Source organism: Herbiconiux sp. SALV-R1 (genome assembly GCF_013113715.1).
Classification (GTDB): Bacteria; Actinomycetota; Actinomycetes; order Actinomycetales; family Microbacteriaceae; genus Herbiconiux.
Map to the genome: position 1 here is coordinate 31,996 of NZ_CP053345.1, position 16,683 is coordinate 48,678.

At 62.0% G+C, this 16,683-nt stretch carries 10 protein-coding genes and 1 pseudogene; 7 read left to right on the plus strand and 4 right to left on the minus strand.

Going from position 1 to position 16,683, the window contains the following annotated elements:
* Positions 1 to 295: 295 nt before the first annotated feature.
* Together HL652_RS22000 and HL652_RS21025 are read right to left on the minus strand one after the other, a co-directional pair.
* Positions 296 to 6,955: an RHS repeat domain-containing protein gene (locus tag HL652_RS22000; RefSeq protein ID WP_171707510.1), complete on the minus strand. Its 6,660-nt coding sequence runs from the start codon at positions 6,953 to 6,955 to the stop codon at positions 296 to 298.
* 30 nt (positions 6,956 to 6,985) lie between these two features.
* Positions 6,986 to 10,684, minus strand: coding sequence for a LamG-like jellyroll fold domain-containing protein (locus HL652_RS21025; RefSeq protein ID WP_171707511.1), 3,699 nt, complete (start codon positions 10,682 to 10,684; stop codon positions 6,986 to 6,988).
* 462 nt (positions 10,685 to 11,146) lie between these two features.
* Here HL652_RS21025 and HL652_RS21030 point away from each other — a divergent pair, with 462 nt between their 5' ends.
* The 4 genes from HL652_RS21030 to HL652_RS21045 all read left to right on the plus strand — a co-directional run bounded on the left by HL652_RS21030 (position 11,147) and on the right by HL652_RS21045 (position 14,189).
* Entirely contained in the window at positions 11,147 to 11,524 is a 378-nt protein-coding gene (locus HL652_RS21030; protein WP_171707512.1) for a hypothetical protein, read from the plus strand.
* Positions 11,514 to 12,188: an RES domain-containing protein gene (locus HL652_RS21035; protein ID WP_171707513.1), complete on the plus strand. Its 675-nt coding sequence runs from the start codon at positions 11,514 to 11,516 to the stop codon at positions 12,186 to 12,188. The genes HL652_RS21030 and HL652_RS21035 overlap by 11 nt, the downstream gene beginning before the upstream one ends.
* Positions 12,189 to 12,228: 40 nt before the next feature.
* Positions 12,229 to 13,533, plus strand: a complete 1,305-nt coding sequence (locus tag HL652_RS21040) for a hypothetical protein (RefSeq protein WP_171707514.1) — start codon at positions 12,229 to 12,231, stop codon at positions 13,531 to 13,533.
* 173 nt (positions 13,534 to 13,706) lie between these two features.
* Entirely contained in the window at positions 13,707 to 14,189 is a 483-nt protein-coding gene (locus HL652_RS21045) for a hypothetical protein (RefSeq protein ID WP_171707515.1), read from the plus strand.
* A gap of 119 nt (positions 14,190 to 14,308) precedes the next feature.
* Here the strand turns inward: HL652_RS21045 and HL652_RS21050 are convergent, their stop codons facing one another.
* Both HL652_RS21050 and HL652_RS22110 read right to left on the minus strand, forming a co-directional pair.
* Positions 14,309 to 14,698, minus strand: coding sequence for an SOS response-associated peptidase family protein (locus HL652_RS21050; RefSeq protein ID WP_371743661.1), 390 nt, complete (start codon positions 14,696 to 14,698; stop codon positions 14,309 to 14,311).
* Positions 14,665 to 15,006 (minus strand): annotated as a pseudogene (locus HL652_RS22110) (SOS response-associated peptidase family protein); the annotation flags it as partial. The gene HL652_RS21050 and the pseudogene HL652_RS22110, both read right to left, overlap by 34 nt.
* A gap of 101 nt (positions 15,007 to 15,107) precedes the next feature.
* Here HL652_RS22110 and HL652_RS21055 point away from each other — a divergent pair.
* From HL652_RS21055 to HL652_RS21065, 3 genes are read left to right on the plus strand one after another with little or no spacing between them, the layout of a single operon-like run.
* Complete coding sequence (locus HL652_RS21055; protein ID WP_171707517.1) at positions 15,108 to 15,350, plus strand: hypothetical protein; 243 nt, start codon at positions 15,108 to 15,110, stop codon at positions 15,348 to 15,350.
* A 2-nt stretch (positions 15,351 to 15,352) separates the two neighbouring features.
* Complete coding sequence (locus tag HL652_RS21060; protein WP_171707518.1) at positions 15,353 to 15,580, plus strand: hypothetical protein; 228 nt, start codon at positions 15,353 to 15,355, stop codon at positions 15,578 to 15,580.
* A gap of 60 nt (positions 15,581 to 15,640) precedes the next feature.
* A complete protein-coding gene (locus HL652_RS21065; RefSeq protein WP_171707519.1) occupies positions 15,641 to 15,937 on the plus strand; it encodes a hypothetical protein in 297 nt (98 codons plus the stop codon).
* The last annotated feature ends 746 nt before the right edge of the window (positions 15,938 to 16,683 follow it).

The window sequence follows — 16,683 nt, forward strand, 5'->3', positions numbered from 1 at the left end:
TAGCGGTCCAACTAGCCTGTGACCGGAAAATGGTGGGTTCCGTCAGTGACAAAGCTTGCTGATCCCGTGTCAGTGCCCATGCGAAGGCGAGCGAATTTTGCGGGTCCCCTCGATGCAGCACGATTGCGCTGTCAACGCTGTCTATTGCTCCGTTGCTATCGGTCACCTCAGACCACGAACCAGAGCCCAAGTAGTCTACGCGATGAATACGTTTCCCGATCAATCCGCGAAGTTTCGTTCGAGCATTGAGGCGCCAATCCTTGAGCTCAACGGGTCTCGGTTCGATGCTCATGCCCTAATTCACTCCGAAATATTGGAAAAGTCCGTTGGAATCAAACGTCGCGCTGTAACCATTGGGTGCGACATACCGTGTTCCGCCGGAGAAGCGTCCACTAGTGACGCCTCGTACCTGCGTTCCAGAGTCTCTAACAATTTCCTCCAGAAACTCTTGGCCGACACGATTCAGATCCTTTCCGGGTACAGAAGGTAGCTCTCCCCGTCCAGCATGCTTCTGGTACTCATAGCCAGCTCGGTTGAGGTCATTCTTCGCCGGTCGAAGACCCGATTCGACCAGTTCGTCGAGCGTCTTAGGGGCTTCGACCTCCCCCGAGGATCCACTTGGGCCACATAGGAGGAACCCGGGGGGGCAATCCGGTGTGGCTGGTGTGCTCTGGTCACTCACTTGAGCTTCGATCGATTCGGGATTCTCGTTTAGCGGCTTCCCGCCGTCGCTCGTGGATCCAGAAAGACTGAGCACCATCCCAATTACGGCCCAAAGTCCGATGCCGCGGAGCGCGCCTACTCCGATGTCCTGAACACCCACCGCAGGTACGTTGCGGGGCGCCGGTACAGCAATCGGAGGGAGCACCGGCACTAGAGGGGCTGGGAAGGTGCTGCTTTCGGTGGGCGTGCACCAAGGCGCGCAACCGCTCGGTCGATTTCCAATTGTCGGCGGGCTGCCTCCGCCGCTGGTGCTGGGTGTCTCTCGCTGGCCGCTGATAGACCCACGGTTCGCCGCACCCGACGCGCAACCATTTCCCGGCCCAGGCGGACAGAGGCCCGAAGGATCAGACAAAGTCACCGGGGTATTTGATGCATACGCGTACCCATTGTTCTGCTGAGGATTGTACGGAGCGAGAATCGGGTCTACGGACAGGAACTTGCCGATCGTGCTGTCGTACACACGCGCCCCGAGCTGCGTTAGCTTCGTGAGCGGTGAGATGGGTGCGTTGAGGTATTTGTGGTTGCTTGACCAGGTGGCGGCGGTTCCTCGGGTGTTGCCGAAGGGGTCGTCGTAGCGGCGGGTGATGGTGCCGGTGCTTTCGAGTGCTTCGAGGTCGGAGGTGCCGTTGATGTTGGTAGTGATCCAGCGGAGCGGCTTGTCGGTGACTCCTACGGTTGCGGTGCGTTCTGCGACCGGGAGTCCGTTGATGCTGTAGGTGCGGACACCGGTTGCGGTGGTGCTGCCGGCGGGCATGCGTATCTCGGTTTCGCCCATGAAGAGGACGGTTCCGTTGGTGGTGTCTGATTGCATCAGGAGGGTTTCGTCGGCGTCGTAGATGTATGCCTGGCTCACTCCCCCGGCTGTGACGGCTTTGACCTTTCCGGTGGCGGTGTAGGTCACGGTTTGGCCGGGCCGGGTGGTCATGTTTCCGGCGCTGTCATAGCCGTAGTTGTCCGTCGCCCCGTTGCTGCTGTGGGTGACCCCTTGGACAGCGTGTGGGCGGGCGGAGCCGGCGGCTGGGTAGGTGTAGGTGTCGGTGGTGGTGGTGCCGGCCGTCGTGGTGGGGTGTTTGATGAGGCTGGTGCGATTGCCGGTGCTGCTGTCGATGGCGTAGCTGGTCCAGTAGGGGGCGGGGCCGCCGATGTTGCTGGTGCTGGGCCCGGTGGAGCAGGTGTTGTTGGCGGGCGTCCACGCGTCGGTGAGGTTCCGGAGCTTGTCGTACCGGTAGCACTGGGTGTCGGTGGTGGTGGCTGACAGCGTGTTTTTGACGTAGCTGACGTTCCCTGCGGCGTCGTGTCCGTAGTTTCGGTCGGCGAGGACGGTGGCCGTAGCGCCGACCTTGCGGGTTTCTTTGATCTCGGCGATGGATCCGGTGGCGGGTTCGTAGACGTAGGTGGAGTAGAGGCTGGCGGAGGTGCCGGTTCCTGTTCCTTCTCGCCGGTATTCGGCTGGTTGGCCGATGCCGGTGTATTTGATGTCTCCGATGATGTTCTGGCTGCCCCACATGCCGTTGATGCGGCCGGAGGGTGTGTAGGAGTAGAAGATGTCTTCGGCTCCGAGCCCACCGGCGTCCGGAAGGCTCATGGCGTTCAGTGAACCGTCTTGCTCGTAGTAATAGCTGGTGGTGTAGGTCTTCCCTCCGAATACGGGAGCTCCTGTGGGGATTTTCACGCTCGTGCTGGTGGGGCGGTATCCGTCGTCGTAGCCGCCGACGGTGCGGGTGTAGGCGAGGGTGCCGTCGTAGCGGCTGCTGGAGGTGAGCTGTCCTTTCTGGAGGGTGTCGTAGGTCCAGGTGGCGAGTTTCGTTCCTGCCGCGTCAGCGCTGTTCTTGTATTGGCCGATCTTGCGGTTGAGGTCGTCGTAGTCGTAGGCCACGACGATGTTGCGGGCGTCTTTGGTGGTGAGGAGATTGCCGGCGACGTCGTAGGTGGAGACTGTGGTTCCGGTGTCGGGGTCGGTTGATGAGGTTTGGTGTCCGAGGACGTCGTACTCCCAGCTCCAGACGTTCCCGGCGGGGTCGGTCATGGAACTCATCGAGCCTTGAGCGTTGTAGGTGTAGGTGGTCTCTTTCGTTGTTCCAGTCGCGGTCGCGGCGAGGTACTGCACGAGTTTGGTCTTCTGACCGAGGGAGTTCGTGTAGGTGCTCGTCGGTGTGTCGCCTGCGGGCGGGACGACGGTGACGAGGTCGGCGCCGGTATAGGTGTATGTGGTGCTGGAGTGCTCGACGGCTTCAGACAGAAGGGTGGTCTTCGTGGTCCTACCGGCACCGTCGTAGTCGGTGGTGGTCTTGGAGTCGATGTTCTGTTCCGAGAGGGGTACGACGAGTTCGTCGGAGGGGTTGAGAGTGGACCACCAGGAGTTGTTGGTCATGTTGACGCGGCCTGCGGAGTCGTACCCGGTGTCGGTGACGACGGATCCTGGGCCTTCTGCGGTGCTTTGGGTTTGCACGAGTTGTCCGAGGCCGTCATAAAGGGAGTAGTCCAGTCGGACAGCGTTGGGTTTCAGTGTTTTTGTGAGCACCATTGATGGGCCCGTTTGGGAGACGTTGTAGACGTAGGCGACGGAGGGTTGAGGGTTGGTCGCGGCGGGACGCCACGGCATCCACACGCCCACGCGTCGCCCGAGAGCGTCGTACGTTGCGGACGTGACTTTCCCGTTTGCGTCGGTGACGGATGTTTCGACACCCCAGGACGCGTCGTAGGTTGTGGTCCTTGCCCACCCGAGGGCGTTTGTTTCCACGGTGGTGGTGAGGGCGCCGCTTCCTGCGGTGGCTCCCGCGGCAGGCGTGTAGGCGGTGGTTGCGGTGTGTCCAAGACTGTCGGTGATCGACACGACCCGGCCCCAGGCGTCGTAGCTGGTTTTTGAGGCCGTGATGAAGTGGGCGTTCGCGAGTGCGGGACCGGAGTACGAGTCGGGGGTGGTGGTTTGGGTGAGGTTCCCCTTGGTGGGGATGGATGTGTAGGTGGAGCTGCCGTCGTAGTAGAAGCGGATTCGTGAGATCGCTTTGTCCGGGTACACGGAGGTGGCGTAGTTGGCGCAGTCGACGCCGGCTTTTCCGATTTCCTTGGGGAGGCCGATGATCCAGCTGGTGGTGTTGGCGGTGGCGTACTCGGTCTTGGTGCACGTTGTACCAGCGTCCGAGGTGATCTTGTTCTCTGTGACGGGGAGACCGTAGGTGGGGTCGTAGGTGGTGACCGTGTGAACGGTTCGGTTTGTGCCGCTCGAGGTTGGTTCGGTTACGAGCACGTCGCCGTCGGCGACCATGCGTGCAGTGTTTGTTCCGTCGTTTGCGGTGACGTCTGAGGCCCACGCCGTGGTGAGGGTGTCGGAGACGGTGGCGCCGCCGACTCCGTTGAGGACTTTTGCTTCTGCGACGCGCCCGGCGAGCCATCGGGAGTCTGTTTTTCCGAGGATGGTCATGCTTTTTGTGCCGCCGCTCGTGGTGGCTTTGTCGCCGTCCATGCCTTGGAAGAAGGTGTAGATGGTTGCTTGTTGAAGGGTGGTGTCGGATTGGTCGCCGACACGGACTTCGACTTTCGAGTAGCCAGCGAAGTCTGACCAGGTGCGCTTGTCATCGGGGGTGGCGGGCGAGGTGTCGTAGCGCCAACGTGGTGTGCCGACGCTGTACCTGTAGGTAATTTTCTGGGTTTCGTCGTTTCCTCCGCCGGTGACCGGGTTCGAGACCACCGAGGTGACCACGTATTTATGGAACAGATCCTGTTGCGGTGCTACCTGGGGTGTGACTTGGGGGCTCCACCACTGCGGGTAGCACCTCTTCGTGTTGGTATTCGCTGCGGCGAGGATCGCGGCTGCGGTTTCCGGGGTGCACTCCTGAGAGGAATAGCTGACCCCGATGCGGCCTCCGGTGGGGAGGGTGATGACGGAGATGCGGTGCTTGTCCAGCGGGACGAGGCCGTCTTTGGCCCACACTCGGTTCTGCAGTGGGATGCTGGTGAAGATGGTGGGGTTGTCGGGGAGTGTGCTGGTGCCGCTGAAGCCGCTGTGTCCGACACGATCCAGCCACAGGGCCGGGCTGGTGCCGTCCCCGGGCGAGGGGAAGGTGTGGGTCAGGGTCCACACGTCCACCGTGGAAGTGGCGACGACGCCCGTTGAGGGGTTGGGCTTCCGGACCTTGGTGGTGACGGTATCGAGCATCTGAGTGCTCCAGAACGACGGGGATAGCTTCCCGGAGCAGGTGCCGCTGGTGCATAGAAGATCGAACGGTACGTCCGGGTATGCGGTTGGGTGCGCGGGTGCTGTGGCTACAGGGGTGGTGTTGTTGCTGCAGTTGGCGTGTGTGGTGTCGTTGCAGCGGCCGTAGGGGCTGTACCCGAACATCACCTTGCCGGCGGCAGCGTTGGATGCGTAGATCTGTGAGGCGCGGAGGGCGTAGTCGATGTGGTCGAGCTGCCCGCCACGCACGTAGTTTGTGGGTGTGGTTCCGAGCATCGAGTACATGTTCGTCTCGGGCTTGTAGTAGTACGCGTTCGCGTTGCTGTTGGTATCAACGATGAAGTCGAGGTTCCACCGCCACGCCTGCATGCACTGGGATGCCGCGAAAGTGGCCTCGTGGCAGGGCTCGCCGGCATCGTCGCCGAAGACGGGGACGGTCCAAGTGGAGTCGGTGGTGGGTTTGCCGTCTGTCCAACCGGAGTATTTGTTCAGGCCGAAGTAGTACTGGGTGCCGTCGGTGGTGGTGATGCGCCAGCAGTCGTTCTCTTCTGTTCCGTTGTCCGTGCATCCTTGGGATGTGCCGAAGAGATGCTGGATGCGGGAGCCGTCGTCGTTCTGGAGTTTCCATTCGCCCGAGGTCTGGTCTTTGATGAGGCGACCGGAGTGTCCGTCGAGATTGAGGGTGGCGTTGTCTGTTTTCCAGCACAGATCACCGGAGCTGGGGTGGCCATCGTCGGAGCAGGACGCGTAGGAGCGTTCGATGAATCCGCCTCCGGTGAGCGCCCATCCCTCCCCAATCGCGGTGGGTTGGTTGTTCGTTGAGCCAGTGAGTCCATCGACCGATTGTGAGTCGTACTTCAGTGACACTGATGGTGCGGGGCCCGCTGCTGCGGGCGGCAACCGCAGCGGCATCGACCAAGAGAAATCTCCCGTTTGGGCGGAAACATCCCACGACGAGGCCGGCTTGAGTGAGGTTGCGCTGAACGCGCCCGTCCCCGTTGACGAGATCGGAGAAGAGGTCGCTGCCAGCGTGACCATCTGTGTGCCCACCATTGGTGTGAGGATCACTGATCCGTCGGGGTCGACCGTTGAAGCAACTGGCTCGGGGTCGCCTTCGAGGTTAGTGTCGCCCGCTGTGCGGGCAGCTGTGCCGGATGGGGCGTCCGTCTGAACCCACCGAACGCGGCTTTCGTAGTCGGCTCCGTAGAGTCCGTCGAGCACGGACTCCGGAATCCGAACGCCGACGGTGGTGGGGTACGTCGCTCCATCGGTCCGGCGCAACTGCAGCACCACACCGGTGAGACCAAGTTCGGCGGCGTCATCCTCGGCGAGGACGTCGACTGACACCGACGACGCAGACGGCTTCGCCCACAGCGACCGGGCCTGCGTGTTTGTTGCTGCGGGAGCGACGCTGATTCCGGCGGGATCCACCGGCTGCCATTGTCCCTCGGGTTGCGCAGCCACTCCCCCATCAGACGCATCCGTGCGTGCTGTCAACGTGTCCCCACGGGTGAGCTCGAGCTCGTGATGTGATGCCTCAAGGGTCGTCTCGGCAGGCAGAGTTTCGGAAGCTCCTGATGCGCCCGCCTCGGGTGCGGGGACATCGTCGACATGGACGCTGTCGATGGGTGTTCCAAGGTCAGGTTCGGGGACTACTCCGCCTTCGAGTTCGATGCCGGCATCGTCCGCGGGCGGCGCCGGGCTCTCAGCAGGTGAGGGCGTCGGTGTCGGTGTAGGCGGTGCGGGTGTCGGTGTGGGCTCCTGCGTGTCGGGTGAAGGCGTGGTGGGTTCGGGCGTTGGTTCGGCTGTCGCCGTAGGCTCGGGGGTCGCGGACGGTTCGGGGGTTGCTGAGGGCACGGACGTCGGTGTCGGCGTCGGCTCGGGGCTCTCGGTTGGCTCCGGTGTCTGTGTTGGCGTAGGCGTGGGAGAGGCGGTCGGTTCATCGTTTGTGACCGCTTGTGCAGGAATCACGCCAATCAGGAGCGTCAGCGCCAGGGTGGCGGCGATTCCTCCGGCCGCAGCGTTGATGCGACGGAAGTTGACAGACTTGTAGCTCATCGTGGAGTCCTCAGGCCGTGAATCGGGTCGTCAGAATGACGTGAATTTGGACAGGTTGTCGATCTGTGTCAGCGATGCGACCCCTGGGAAGATGGACGGGTTCGCTATGTACCCGTTCCACATGTTGGTTCGGGCACTGTTCGTCGTCGACGACCCCACCGTGAACTGCCCGTTGGCGTTGATCTCATTGGTAGCGGGCGTGTGGGACTCTGCGCCTTGGATCGTTTTGCCCTGAATGATGCGCATCTGCTTGTTGACCGAGTCCCAGATTCCGGTCACGAACACCCACGTGTCATCAGCGACATCGACGTTGCTGACGGCGCAGTCGGTTTTGAAGGTGACCTGGGAGCGCACGCAGAACCGGTATCGCACGCCGTCGCGCAGCGTCGGGTTCTGCTTGTTGAAGACGGGCGCAGCTTGGAGATAGAACCCGGCATAGGTGGTTCCCGCGGACGAAGTCGCTGTTCCGCTTTGCGACAGAATCGTGTGATACCGCGAGGAATCGACAAGGTCAGAAGGTTTCACCCACGCTGAGACGGTGAAGCTGTTGACGGTGTTTACGGCCGGGGCGAATGCTCGAACTGCTGTCACGTAGGTGAGCCAGCCGAGTCGTTTCTCGAAGGTTTGTCCCTCGCATGTGGAGGAGATTGATACGAAGTGGTCGCTGCCCACACGGCAGCGGTAGATGGCTTTGGGGTCGTAGACCCCGGTGGGTGCGGTTGACCCGTTCGTGCCGGTGCCCGACCAAATGTAGGCAAGGGCCGTGCCTGTAATGCCTGTGCCTTCACAGTTCGGGTCGGTTGATGTCATGTCGTCCCCGCCAGGCAGGAAGCAGGAGTAGATGATCTTCATGCCCGATGGGGCTGGCGTCACTTCTCCGGTCGGGGAGGTGAGCAGTGACACGGCCTGGCCGAGTTGGCTGCCCTGACCGTCGAGAGCGTACCCGTTATAGCCGGTGGGGAGGATCCCTTCGACGATTAGCGCATGATCGGTGGAGTTCAGGACCCTGTGAAGTGCGCTATATCCGTCGAAGGACAGCACCGGGCGTGGCCCGAGTTTCCCGGGAACGGTTGAGGTTTCGGCGCGGGTGAAACCTGCGCCGATGTTGATCGGGAATCCTGCGGTGGGGGCGGCGCTGGTGGCCGTGTTCACATCATTGATGTTGTCCGGCAGCGGTTGGCCCGCCTCGGTGACGTTCCACTGATGGCCAGGGCCGCCATTCACCTTGATGTTCGTCGTGTCTGCCGCCGCGGACACAGCAACGCTCGTGAGAGGCGAGCGGTTGCCGGCGCGATCGTACGCCATGACCCACAGCAGCCCGTCCGTGTCGATCGGGGCGGGCGCCAAGGTAGCCACCCCGGATGAGTTCGGGCACACGAAAGTGATGTTCCCTGACGCTGTGCCGCATGCAGGCAGGGTTGTCGTGGTTCCTGCTGGGAAGGTTGGAGGCATCAGAAGCGCACTGGAATCCGTGTGTTGCGTGTCGCCCCACAGGTACCCGAACACGCCTGCCCTATCGCTCGGGCTCGAGGAGAAGACAACGTTCTGAAGCGGCTTGCCCACCACTCCGGGAGCGCTGGGCACACTGACGGTTGGAGCTGCAGGCGCCACGGAGTCGGTGTCGAAGTAGCACTTGACGTCGTTCGGTGAGTACTCGAGCTTGTCGTGCGCCCACACCTCCATCACGAAATGTCCGTTCTGCGGCAACGTGTTGGCGTCGATTTTCCGCGAGATCACACCTTGTGGTTGGTCCGTGACGTCGTAGTTGTAGATGTACTGTCCGGTCGCGAGGTTCTTGACCCGGAACAGGGCCCCCACCGTGTCACCACCATCGGGATCGGTGACGGTGGCCTTCGTCGTGAGACCCACGGCGGCGCTCACGCCCACCGGCGCCGCAGAGGTGCCACAGACCCGGGAAGGGCTGGAGAAGCTGACGCTCGTGGCGTTGCTCGGGGGTGAGTTGTACTTAATGATCAGCGAAGCGCCGAGGTTGAAGCGTTTCCATGAGTAGGTGTCGTCCTCGTGGGCTGCGCGCAGCGCGAGAACGATCTCCGGCTGATTGGCTGCGGCGATTGCTGCTACGCCAGCTGTAGCGTCGAAGCCGACGGGCCCAGGGGGCGAGCTCGCGCACTGAGTGGACTTTGCGACGTTCACCGTGTCTAGCGGATTATTGGGCCAGTCCGAGGATTGATTTGACGGACCGAAGTACTGCACTGACTGCGACTGGTTCCAGTTCGCTCCGGCACCGGGGTTCGTCGAGCGATACAACTGCACTTCCCGCGCCGCGCAGGACGAAGACCAGGTCTCCGTGACGTTGAAGTCTGCCCGGATGATGTGTTTGCCCGCGGTCGGGCCGATGCCCATCTGCCAGAACGAGATCGCCAGCTGCTCGCGGCCGTCACCACCGGGCGGGTTGGTCCATCCAGCCGCGAGGAACCCGACCTCCTGGCTGTTGTCTCCGTTGACGTAACCGGCACCGTCGAGCTGACTACGCGTCGGATATGTGCGGTTGATCGTCCACGCGTGAATGTTCCCGGCTGTCCAATCGGGGTCCACATACACCGGATACGTGACGTCGCCGGCCTCCGTGGTCGCGGCTGCCACATCAACAGTGAGGGTGTGCCCGCCCGAGATAGTGCCATCAATCGGCATGGACGTTGCATTACCGCCCGGACCATTCGGGCCAGACTCCGCGGCCGAGGAGTCCCATGCTCGGGGTTCGCTGGCACGCAGCATGGTCTCGGGGTCGACCTCATCGACCAACGCCGACGCCCCTGTGCTCCTCGCAGCTGGGAGCCCATCGGTGCCAGCCTCGGCAGCAACCGCCCCACCGTCTTCCGTCGCTGCAAGCGTTGCTCCTGCAACTTTGACTTTCAAAGCGGCGAGATCGGGGTCAGCTGCAGCTTCCGGAGTGTTAATGATCAACACTTCACTCATCCCGGTCGACGTAGCCGTCAGACGCAGATCCACGTCAGGGATCACATCCCCATACGTGGCCGATGCACCATCGACTGTAGGCGTCGGGAGAGGGCCGAGTTCCCATGACTCCGAGAACCACACGCCTGTGGGGAGTTGAACCTGGGCGATTGGACCGGTGCCGCCGTCCGAGAAGCGGACAGGTACGGTGGTGGCCGCTGGCGAGAGATACCCTTCAGCGGAAGATTCGAGAGTGGTGTCGATGTCGACCCACGATTCGTCCTGCTCGACCCGGACCGGCATCGACGACGATGTCAGCTGGTATGTCCCGTCAGGGAGAGCTTCCACAAGAGTGGTTTCAGTTGTTTGATCTTCGACCACGACGTTGTGGCCATACGCGACAGCGATACGAGTCGCGTCTGATTCTGTTCCCGCTGAGTTAGCGTCTTCGGGCTTCGGCGGTGGCGCCGGTAAATCCTCCGCAGGGCCGGGATCAACCGCTTCAACCGGATCGGGGACGTCGGATTGCTGCGGATCAGGCAGCACACCCGAATCGTCCGAGAGCGATGCGTCGCCAGCACCGCCATCAGTGGTCTCTGCATCCGGCTCATCAGAAGGAACCGGATCCGCAGGATCATCCGCACCCTCATGGTCACCCGAATCCTCCGCTGGAGAGGTCACCTCTGCCTCAATGGCGGGCGTGCCGGCGGGCAGGGCTTGGGCGGCAGTCACGCCCCCGCCCACGAATAGGCCCAAGACCACAAAGAAAATCGCGGTCCAACGACCGATACGACGCATCATGCGTTCGCTCACTTCTGCGGATGATGTTCCGCTCCCCCACGCTCCCCCGGAGCGATGTACATGGAATATAGATCCACACACATGTCGAACACAAATCAAATTCATACAATCGGGGAGATGGGTCCGGTAATTCGGGTCCACTTCTTCGGTGACGCTCGCGATGTGTGGGGTAATGCCTTTCCAAGGGTTGACCCCGCCCGAGGATCATTCACTCAGCTGCAGCGCTTCGTGTTCGACCCAGGGTGGTGCAACGCATCGCGTGGTCTGCGTCAGCGGGCGTCGACGATAGCTCTTCGCTGCGAGCGGAGGAAGGGATCAAAAGGTTACTGCCCAACACACCCGCCAGTTCGGCGCTGGGCAAATTGCCTGCCATTTTGTTGACGTATTGACATAAGGAACATTATTGGTCATATGGGTGACATATCGAGTGACACCAAGGATGCGTCAAGCAGGCCACGAGCGTAGACTGCAGTCATGACGGATCTCGATGTTCGACCGGTTGACCGGGTCGCGCACGCGCGAGCGGTGCGCTCGACGGCTGCTGCAGTCGCGGCTCGCCTGCAGCAGGTGCTGGGCCGGGATGTCGTCGCGCTCATCACCGCCAAGCAGACCCGCACCGTCACTCGCTGGGTCACCGGCACTGCGGTCCCAAGCGCGCAGGATCAGCAGCTGCTCCGAGACACGCTTCAGGTCGTCGAGCTCCTGGCTGAGGTCGAAGGTGACGATGTCACGCGGGCCTGGTTCATCGGCATGAACCCGCAGCTGGATGACGAGTCTCCCGCGGAGGAGATCGCCGCCGGTCACGTCCGCGACGTCCTCGCGGCCGCACGCACGTTCATCAATGCCGGCTGAGCCAGCCACCGTCGAAGCGCCACACCTGCTCAGCAGGGTCGAGCGCGCCGACCCTCCACTGCGCTTCTCTCGTCTCAACCCCGTCGACGCCCCCAACCCTCGAGCAGGCAATCGCTTCGACGTGCCGGGCGCCGGTGTGCTCTATGGCGCTACCGCGGCAGCCGGCGCCTACGCCGAGACCCTCGCCGGGTTCCGCCGCAAGGCATCCGCTCAGCGCACCCTTACGAATCTTGGGCTCGAGCCCGGACGCATCGCGCCCGGCGAGGTGCCCGCCGGGTGGATCGCCACACGACGGCTGCGTACCTTCCACGTCGTCGGCTCACTCCCGTTCGTCGACGTCGAAGCACCGGCCACCCACACGTTCCTCACGGAGCACGCTCCGGAGCTGCTGCTGCAGCACGACCTCGAGAACCTCGACGTTGCCCACGTCCGCGGACCCAACCGGCTCCTCACCCGTACGATCGCCGGCTGGGTGTACTCCCGCACCGACGAACACGGCGGCGCCCTCTACGCCGGCATCCGGTACGTGTCACGGCTCGGTGACTTTGAGTGCTGGGCTGTGTTCGATGGCGCCCGCGTCGAGCTCGAGGCCACCCGAGAGATCGTGCCCGACGACCCGGCCCTCCGAGAGGTCGTCGACCTGTACCATCTCACATTCGGCTAAGCACTAGTCCAAGTGCATCCACTGAAAGCGACGCGATCACATGTTGAACTTTGATCTCAGCATTCCGCCACGGTCTCCGGGTGACCTCGAGGCGTTGGCCACGGCTGTTTTCCTCGCTTCTCCCGGCGACGAGACTCATTTCCTCGAATGGAAGTCGACGCTCGATTTGACTGGAGCTGCTGGCCAGTATGCGATTGCGCGGACGATCATTGGGATGTTCAACAGACCCGTGGATCTGGCCCGTACTGCTTTTGAGGGTGTCGGTTACATGCTTGTGGGGGCTGAGCCGGGTAACGTCGCCGGAACGATTGTGCCGGATTCCGCGGTCGTGACCTCCGGGATCAGCAAGTATCTCGCGGGCCCGAAGATTGCGTGGTATCACCTCAGCATCACTGTTCAGGGTCGCGATGTGCTCGTGATTATCGTTGAGAGCCCCAAGGGCGGTGATCGGATTGCGTCACTCGGCAAGACTTTTCAATCGGAAAAAGGCAAGGGCGCAGATGCAGGCACGATCTTCGTCCGTACGACGGGCCAGACGTTGCCCGCGACACCGGCAGACATTCAGAGTCTGGAGGATCGACTTCTAGATTCTCGGCGCGCACCATCGCTGGCGGTGACGTGCGGCCTGAAGCTTCCGAAAGAGGGCTTCTTCGTCCTGAACGACACCAACAGCGACGTGGATAAATGGATCGATCAGCGACGAGATGAATTGCTGGCCACCGAGCGTGCCAGAACAAATCCAGGCCTCCACCGAGATACGCGCACACCATCGGAATTCAAAGCCGAGGTAGACACCTACGCCCGAGAGCTCCGAGAGCATGCCCCTGCATGGGCCCGAGCAATTGCCTACACGATTTATAACGAAGACGACGCCTGGGCTTTAACGATCCACAACACCGGCGATGAAGCACTCCGTGATGTTGAGCTGGTTCTTACCCTCCCGCCGGGCGTGGAAGCACACGCATTTAAGCCGGATCATGAAAAGGTGAAGGAGCCCAAGCCCTACAACACCCAGATGCCTCGGTCGATCCTCGATTCCGTATACGCCGGTGCCGTCCCGTTCGTTCCAGATCTGAACGGCCTTCTGCACACCTCCCTTGATATTCAGAAGGAGGGCGCCGGGTGGGCAGTCACAGCGTCTTGGAAGCTCGTCCAGGCGCACAAGACCTACTCGAGCGAGTCCTTCGTGTTGCTCGGCGTTCAATCCGGCCTCAGCCGACCAGCATCGTTCTCCGCTACCATCACCGCCCGCGCGAGTAACCGGCGCGGCGTTTCCGAAGCGACTGTGGCTATCGCAACTGACGTCATCCGTACCGCATCAATCCAGCAACTCATCGAGCTGTAGTCCGCCCAAGCTAGCGTCCAGCGATCAGGCTTGTGATGTGCCGATCCAGGTACAAGTTCTTTGGGTCGAGCTCACTCGAGAATAGCAAAATAGCTTGCAACCTATCTTGCTCTTATGGCCGCACCCTGCGATCCTATTCAAGACAGCTTGCAACCTATCTTGAGGACACTCATATGATCCAGATAACCGTCCACGTGCCCGATCACCGGGTGAAGGAGTTCTACGCCCGCTTTGGCGAATTCATCTCTGAAACCCCGGACCCTCACACTCCCATCGAGGTCGACTCGCGCCTGCTCCCCGCGTGGGTGGAAGCTGATGACGCGCTCATCACGGCAGAGAGATTCTGGAAAGAGGTATCCTTGCCCGGCCGCAGCGTCCTCCTGTGCATGGCGCGCGCGGCTATGAAATCGACTGCCTTTATTTCTGCCGAGGACCTCGCCCAGGCTCTACAACACCCCAAGGGAAAGTCAGGCGTTGCCGGAATTCTTGGTGGCGTAGGCAAGGCCATCCGTCGCGCTGACCTGCCGGTGTATTCCACCCGCTCCGGCGGTAGCTGGCACTACATCTGGGATTGGGATGGGGAGGTCTACGCCATGGAACCAAAGGTCGCGGAGTTGCTGCGCATGGCGAGCAATCTTCCATCTCGCGATCGCTAATGCGCTCCGTGGACGCGACCGCACCCAGCGGGAGATCGAGCGGGCCAATATGTACACCGAGACTATTGTCGGGTTCTGCCGCAAGACATCAGCTCTGCTTCGGCTGACCCCGCTGCGGACTACTTCTTCTCGTCGAGCTCGACGGGTTCGAGCAGCGTGGTGTCGTTCCATTCGGGGCGAGCTCGCACGTTGTTGATCGTTTTACTCACGAGGTAGGTCGTGATCGTCGACGCGACTTCCTCGGACGATGCTTTGAGCATGTCGAGTGCTTCGGCTGGGCCGGCGAGGTCGCCGGGAGCCAGCCAGGTATCCCAGGCGTCGGGGGTGAGGAAAGCGGGCATCCGGTCGTGTATCTCCCCGGATGCGTCGCGGGCTTCGCGGGTGATGATCGCGAAGCGAGCCTCCCGGTCGTCCCCGCTTTCACGGGCACGTAAATGCCGGCGGTCGAGAGGAAGTCGGAGTCGGAGTGAATGAAGTAGGGCTGCTTCTTGCCGCCGGTGGTCTTCCACTCGTAGTAGCCGAGCATCGGCACGATCGCCCGCCGGCCGATGAATGCCTTCTTCCAGAGGTTGGAGCTGGTGAGGTTCTCGATCCTGGCGTTGATCTGCGGTGCGCGTGTCTTCAGCCATGGCGGTCGGAAGTCCCAGATGGCGTCCCAGCGATCTCCCGGCGGATCTCGCCTGAGTCGTCGTCGACGCGGTCTCGGACAATCACGGATGGGTTGTTGGTGGGGCGACGTTGTAACTGGCCGCTCAGTCCGATGGGCGCCAGTCCTGCGGGTTTCCGCCGGCGTGCTCGTACTCGGTGATGGCGATATTGACCTTGCCGTCGATTGCGAACCGCCCGCACCTACGACCTACCGTTCCGCCGGACCTAGAACAAGCGTCAGGTGTCGGGTGTCGCCGCTACCCTGAGCACATGACCGATCCGTCGAAGGCCCACGAGATCCGCGAGCAGATTCGCGCATCGCAGCGCCAGCTTGAGCAACTGGCCGCCGACGGCCGCATCGTCATGACCGCGGACCAGTACAACACCGACTGGCCCGACTCGACAGCCGCCATTCGTGCTGCAGTCGACGCGCTCGATCGCGCGGCCGAGGCGATGCTCTGGATGGAAACCCTCCCCCACGTCGACGGCGGCTACCCACCCATCACGGACTAGCCGTGCTGTACATCGCCCGAGGCATCGAAGACGACCATTACTGGGTTGTCGAAGAGTTTGACGGCGGCCTCGTCGAAACACCGTGGCGCATCGAGCGAGAGTTCGACGGCTACCGCCTCAGCCATGCAGACGACCAAGACGCCACGCACGAGGTGTATGCACTCGGGTCGTTCAGCGCCCCCGAGACCGCTGTCGAAGCGTTGCTCCATCACTTCGGCGGGATCAACTGACCTGACGTCAGTGCGGCAGAGTAGTTGCTGGGCTCGAGGCCGGTCCGTCACAGTGGCGGTATGGCACATTTCGTACCACTCCCCGACCGTGACGGGCCCATCGGCGCGGCACGCATGTGGATCAACCCGGATCATGTTGTCTCGTTGGTTCCTAAGTTGAGCCGGGACGAAACACACCACATCCTTCGTGTGGAGATCAAGCTTGTGGGCAGCCCTGCGTTCGACGCGTGGCTCGGCACATTCAAAACCGGCGATGAAGCCAATGCCGGCTGGGCCGCGTTTCTCGGGACCCTCAGCCTGCCACCCTCCATTCGCCTGGAGCGCGGGTCTGGTCGAAGCAAAGATGCCGACGCCTGAGACGTGATGGGCAAGATGCAGAGAATCAGAATCAGCATTCGACGACACCCCGGCGCGCCTCGCAGAATCAGATTCTTAACCCCCGTACATTCAGGGCATGACTAGACAGCGATACCGAGGCGGACGCCACGGCAAGGGTGAGCGCACAGCACTTATCTCGCGTGTCGCGCCCCCGCTGGGCGAAGCAGTGCGAGTACAGGCGGAAGAACGCGGCATGAGCGTCAACGACTACGTCGCGTCCGTCTTGGCGAGAGAAGTTGGCATGACGGAGTTGGCTCCCCAGGCAGCCCTACTCCCCCACTACGAGGAGCTGCCGATCTCGGACGTCGCCTAAATGTTAGATGGCCCGCCGCAAGCGACGGGCCATCCGAAAACCTAGCTCTCACCCCCGAAGTTTGCGACCCAAGAGGTTTGAGCTGATCCAAACGAAACCGGCGATCCCGGAGGGTTCGTCGTTCTCGTTTGAAGTTAGGACTAAGTGTACCAATGACGACCCAACGAACCAGGGGAACGTTAGAGATCACCGGCGTGTCGACATTTCTCCGCGCCTCTCTGACGGGAGTTCGCACGAGTCCTTCCCAGCACGTAGCGGCGAGTGATACCAGAGTTCAGTACTCGGGCACGTTAATCCGACGGACCCTTCCTCGATCGAATAGGGAGACGGTGCCGATCAACTCCGCATAACGAGAAAGGACCCGCCACAGGGGCGGGTCCGAAGCTCTGGCTCCCTACCTCGGGAATGTTTG

What these genes read in the sequence shown, in the direction of transcription:
- HL652_RS21045 (WP_171707515.1), top strand. Translation starts at nt 13,707, where the DNA reads ATGATCCAGATAACCGTCCACGTGCCCGATCACCGGGTGAAGGAGTTC.
- HL652_RS21030 (WP_171707512.1), top strand. Translation starts at nt 11,147, where the DNA reads ATGACGGATCTCGATGTTCGACCGGTTGACCGGGTCGCGCACGCGCGA.
- HL652_RS22000 (WP_171707510.1), bottom strand. Translation starts at nt 6,955, where the DNA reads ATGAGCTACAAGTCTGTCAACTTCCGTCGCATCAACGCTGCGGCCGGA.
- HL652_RS21040 (WP_171707514.1), top strand. Translation starts at nt 12,229, where the DNA reads ATGTTGAACTTTGATCTCAGCATTCCGCCACGGTCTCCGGGTGACCTC.
- HL652_RS21055 (WP_171707517.1), top strand. Translation starts at nt 15,108, where the DNA reads ATGACCGATCCGTCGAAGGCCCACGAGATCCGCGAGCAGATTCGCGCA.
- HL652_RS21065 (WP_171707519.1), top strand. Translation starts at nt 15,641, where the DNA reads ATGGCACATTTCGTACCACTCCCCGACCGTGACGGGCCCATCGGCGCG.
- HL652_RS21035 (WP_171707513.1), top strand. Translation starts at nt 11,514, where the DNA reads ATGCCGGCTGAGCCAGCCACCGTCGAAGCGCCACACCTGCTCAGCAGG.